This window comes from Mesorhizobium sp. M7A.F.Ca.US.002.01.1.1, assembly GCF_004022955.1.
GTDB classification, from domain to species: Bacteria; Pseudomonadota; Alphaproteobacteria; order Rhizobiales; family Rhizobiaceae; genus Mesorhizobium; species Mesorhizobium ciceri.
On the sequence record NZ_RZQE01000463.1, the window covers coordinates 1 to 4655 of the forward strand.

Genomic DNA, 4655 nt, shown 5'->3' on the forward strand with positions numbered 1-4655 from the left:
GCTGCGGCGCGTGACCGATGGCGACCGCACCTACGCCGAATGGACCGCCAGCTTCGACGCCGCGCCCGAGGAGGCAGACAAGCTGGCCGAGGGCATGGGCGCCAATGTCTTTCAGGGCGGCTTCAACGCCCTGAAAAGCCATTTCGCCGGCCAGAGCTGACAGGAGCCAACCATGGCGCTGGCACTGCAGACTTTTGCAACGGTGAAGGACGCTAGCGCGGCACTGAAAGCCCAGGGCACACGCTATCTCGGCGGGGGCACGCTGGTTGTCCGCGCGGCCAATGAAGGCGACGTTTCGGTTTCCGGCCTTGTCAGGTCGACCGAGCCGTCTTTGTCCACCATCGCCGTTGCCGGCGATAAAGTCCGCATCGGCGCTTCGGTGACGATGGCGGCGATCGCCGACCATCCGGAGCTTGGCACGCTCGCCAAGGCCGCCCGTGCCGTCGGAGGCCCGGCCATCCGCAACATGGCGACCGTCGGCGGCAATCTTTTTGCCCCGAGCCCGTATGGCGATTTCGCTGTTGCCCTGCTGGCGCTCGATGCGACGGTCAGCACCGATGACGGTGAAACGCCGATCGAGACTTTTCTGGCCAATCGGGGCGGCAGCCGCGTCGTCGTCACTTCCGTGAGCTTCACGCTTCCGAAGGCCGACAGTTTCCGCTTCCTGAAAGTGTCGAGGGTAAAGCCCAAGGGCGTCTCCGTGCTCAGCATAGCCGGTGCTCTGGAACTGTCGTCGGATGGCTCCGTGACCTCGGCGCGGATCGCGCTCGGCTGCATGGCGGATCGGCCCATGCGCGCCAGGGCGGCGGAAAAAGCGCTGATCGGCCGAACGCTGACCGCTGACGGTATCGCGCCGGCCTTGGCCGCGGCCGGTGATGGCACCTCGCCCATCACCGACCCGATCGCCAGCGCCTGGTATCGCGCCGAAGTCCTGCCGGTTCATCTCGGGCGGTTGCTGCTCGCATAATATTTGTTCGGGGGCGCGCGTCTGTCCGCTGGTTCGGGCAGGCGCGCTGGGAGGAAAACATGGCAAAGGTTCCGGTTCAATTCACGCTCAACGGCTCGGAAAAGGCCGAATTCATCGACAGCGGCACGACGCTGCTTCAGGCGCTGCGCGACAAGATCGGTGACACCTCGCCGAAGGGCGGCTGTCATCAGGGCACTTGTGGTGCCTGTTCGGTCATCATCGACGGCGAACTCCGGCTCTCCTGCCTGACGCTGGCCGAGACCTGCAATGGTGCAACCATCACCACGACATCCGGTCTTGCGGAAGGCGGCGTGCTGCACCCGTTGCAGCGCGCCTTCCTCGACACGTTCGCCACGCAATGCGGCTTCTGCACGCCGGGCATGATCATGGCGGCCAAGGCGCTGCTCGACCACACGCCCAATCCCAGCCGCGACGAGGTGGTCGAGGCGCTGTCGGGCAACATCTGCCGCTGCACCGGCTACGAGCCGATCATCCAGGCGGTGCTCACCGCCGCGCGGTCCAACTCTCAGAACGCGGCTTGAGGTTACAAAAAATGGAACTGCGCAAGAGCTACTTCGCCGATGTCCGCAAGGATGATCTGCACGAGATCGGCCAGCCGCGGCCGCGCTCGGATTCACCCGGCCATGTCACCGGCAAGACCGCCTTTTTCGCCGACCGCAACTTTCCCGGCATGCTGCACCTGAAGATGGTGCGCAGCCCGCATCACCATGCCCGCATCCGCTCGATCGACACCTCCGAGGCGGAGAAACATCCAGGCGTGGTGAAAATTCTGACCGCCAAGGATGTGCCGCACAATGTCTACACCATCCTGATCCTGATCCAGATCGGGCCGGAGGACGAGACGGTGCTTGCCGACGGCAAGGTGCGCTGGAAGGGCGAGGCCGTGGTGGCGGTGCTGGCCGAAACCGAGCGCGCGGCACAAGAGGCCGCAGCCAAGGTCAAGGTCGACTATGAGGTGCTGCCGGCCGTCTTCGACATGGAAGAGGCGCTGAAACCCGACGCGCCGCTGGTCAACGAATATCACGGCCAGAATTATTACCTCTATGATAGCGGCGAGTGCCGTAAGGTGCGCTTCGGCGATGTCGAGGCGGGCTTCGCCGGCGCCGACCACATACTGGAGCAGAGCTACCAGTCTTCGCCGATCGAGCACGCGCCGACCGAGACCACCGGCTGCGTGGTGGCGCCCGAGGGCAATGACCGCTTCACCTGCTACACCAACACGCAGGCGATGTTCTTCACGCTCGACAACACCTCGATCATCCTGCAGATGCCGGGCAGCAAATTGCATTTCGTCGGCGGCACAGTCGGCGGCGGTTTTGGCGGCAAGGTCGACGTCATCGTCGAGCCGATCGCCATCCTCGGCGCAAAACTAACAGGACGACCAGTCTGTTTTATCTACAGCCGCGAGGAGGAGATGCAGATCTCGTCGCCGCGCGCCGCTGAAAAGGTCGTCATCAAGGACGGCGTCATGAAAGATGGCCGCATCGTCGCGCGCAAGGTCACCGGATACACCGATGCCGGCGCCTATTCGCGCCACTCGCCCTATGGCGCGCAGAAGGGCGCGGGGCATTATCCCGGCCCCTACACTATTCCGAACGTCTGGATCGACACCTACTGCGTCTACACCAACCGCACGCCGTCGTCGGCCATGCGCGGCTTCGGCGTCACCATCGGCGATTTCGCGCTGGAGGTGCAGACGGACAAGCTGGCGCGGCTGATCGGCATGGATCCGCTCGAATTCCGCTTCATCAACGCCTATCGCGACGATGATATGAAAGCGCACCGCCAGCCGACAGAGGGCGCCGCACTGATCGAATGCATGCAGGAAGCTTCGCGCGCCGCCAACTGGCCGGTGGCGGAAAAGTACCTGGCGATGTCCTCCTACGTGAAGGGAGCTTGAGATGGCGATCAGGCGCGGACGCGGCGTTGCCGCGATCAACTATCCCACCGGCATGAACCTCGGCGGCGACCCGACACAGGCACTGGTGCACTCGACGCCGACAGGCAATTTCATGGTGACGCTGTCATCGGTCGATCTCGGGCAGGGCATGAAGCAGATCATGGCGCAGATCTGCGCCGAGACCATCGGCGTGCCGACAGACCGCGTCGTCGTCGACACCGCCGACACCGACACCGGCCCGCACTGCATGGGCACCTTCGCCTCGCGCGGCACGCACCGCGCCGGCAACGCCGTCATCCAGGCGGCAAGGGAAGCGCGGCAGGTGATGCTGGAAGTGGCCGCCGAGGAACTGGAGGTGAACGCCTCCGACCTCGAGACAGACGGCCAGGGCAACATCCTGGTCAAGGGCGCCCCGCAAAAATCGATCTCGATCTTCGATGTCGCGCTGTCGGCGCATTTCAAGCGCGGCCGCTCGATCTCGGGCCGCGGCATGTTCCTGATTCCGCGCTCCTATCCGGAGAAAGAGACCGGCGCGATGAAGCCGTCGACCTGCTACGCGCATGCCTGCACCGTGGCCGAGGTCGAGGTCGACGACGAGACCGGCGAGGTCACCGTGCTGACTGTGAAGAACGTCTTCGAGATCGGCCGCGCGCTGAACCCGAAAATGGTCGAACAGCAACTGGTCGGCGGTTCGTGGATGGGCATCAGCCACGCGCTCTACGAGACGACCGAGCCCTATTATCCCAACCGCGACCATGGCGGCACCGACTTCAACCAGTATCTGATGCCCGGCCCCGGCGACCTCGCCGAGACCGAGATCATCGTGCTGGAGCGGCCATCGGCGGACGGGCCATACGGCGCCAAGGGGCCGGGCGAAATGTGCGCCAACCCGCAGATCCCGGCGGTCGCCAATGCCGTCTTCGACGCCGTCGGCGTGCGCATCGACACACTGCCGATCACGCCGGAGCGCGTCCTGCGCGCGCTGAAGGCGCAAGCGGCGAACTGAGGCTGGAATGAACGGGACAAGCGCCGAGACTGTCGCAATCTCACCGGAGGCGGTGGCGCAGCATCTTGCCGCCTCGCGCTATCTGGCCGACGACAGTCTTGCGACCGCGATCTTCCTGGCGATCCGGCTGGGGAAGCCGCTGCTGCTCGAAGGCGCACCAGGCGTCGGCAAGACGGAAGCGGCCAAGGCGATCGCCGCGCTGCTCGGCCGCGATCTGGTGCGGCTGCAATGCTATGAAGGCATCGACGCTGCGCATGCGCTCTACGAATGGAATTATCAACGCCAGCTGCTCGCCATTCGCCACGCCGGCGAGCATGAGATCGACATCTACGAAGACCGTTTCCTGATCGCCCGGCCGCTGCTGCAGGTGCTGAAGGCGCCGGAGCAGCGGGTGCTGCTGGTCGATGAGATCGACCGCTCGGACCATGAATTCGAGGCGCTGCTTCTGGAATTCCTCTCCGATTTCCAGATCAGCATTCCCGAACGCGGCACAATCCGCGCCACGGCACAGCCGATCGTCATCCTGACCTCGAACCGCACCCGCGAGCTTGCCGAGGCGCTGCGCCGCCGCTGTGTCTACCACTGGATCGGCTATCCCGACGCCGAGCGCGAGGCCGCCATCATCATGCTGCGCGCCGGCGATGTGGCGCAAGCAACGGCGCGCGCAGTGGCGGCGGCCGTGCAGACCATCCGTGCCCGGCCGCTGGCCAAGCCGCCGGGTATTGCCGAGGCCGTCGAATGGGCCAATGCCGCGACCATCC

At 65.1% G+C, this 4655-nt stretch carries 5 protein-coding genes and 1 pseudogene; all 6 read left to right on the forward strand.

Annotated elements, in window-relative coordinates; translation table 11 throughout:
- Positions 1 to 160 (forward strand): annotated as a pseudogene (locus EN932_RS39790) (SRPBCC family protein); the annotation flags it as partial.
- A gap of 12 nt (positions 161 to 172) precedes the next feature.
- Positions 173 to 967: an FAD binding domain-containing protein gene (locus EN932_RS29665; protein WP_063172536.1), complete on the forward strand. Its 795-nt coding sequence runs from the start codon at positions 173 to 175 to the stop codon at positions 965 to 967.
- 59 nt (positions 968 to 1026) lie between these two features.
- Positions 1027 to 1509, forward strand: coding sequence for a (2Fe-2S)-binding protein (locus EN932_RS29670; RefSeq protein WP_127370349.1), 483 nt, complete (start codon positions 1027 to 1029; stop codon positions 1507 to 1509).
- 11 nt (positions 1510 to 1520) lie between these two features.
- Positions 1521 to 2888, forward strand: a complete 1368-nt coding sequence (locus EN932_RS39610; RefSeq protein WP_127388341.1) for a xanthine dehydrogenase family protein molybdopterin-binding subunit — start codon at positions 1521 to 1523, stop codon at positions 2886 to 2888.
- A gap of 1 nt (position 2889) precedes the next feature.
- Complete coding sequence (locus tag EN932_RS39615) at positions 2890 to 3894, forward strand: molybdopterin cofactor-binding domain-containing protein (protein ID WP_013530846.1); 1005 nt, start codon at positions 2890 to 2892, stop codon at positions 3892 to 3894.
- A gap of 7 nt (positions 3895 to 3901) precedes the next feature.
- On the forward strand, positions 3902 to 4655 hold a 754-nt coding region (locus tag EN932_RS29685), incomplete at its 3' end, for a MoxR family ATPase (RefSeq protein ID WP_164890677.1).

What these genes read in the sequence shown, in the direction of transcription:
- EN932_RS39610 (WP_127388341.1), top strand. Translation starts at nt 1,521, where the DNA reads ATGGAACTGCGCAAGAGCTACTTCGCCGATGTCCGCAAGGATGATCTG.
- EN932_RS39615 (WP_013530846.1), top strand. Translation starts at nt 2,890, where the DNA reads ATGGCGATCAGGCGCGGACGCGGCGTTGCCGCGATCAACTATCCCACC.
- EN932_RS29670 (WP_127370349.1), top strand. Translation starts at nt 1,027, where the DNA reads ATGGCAAAGGTTCCGGTTCAATTCACGCTCAACGGCTCGGAAAAGGCC.
- EN932_RS29665 (WP_063172536.1), top strand. Translation starts at nt 173, where the DNA reads ATGGCGCTGGCACTGCAGACTTTTGCAACGGTGAAGGACGCTAGCGCG.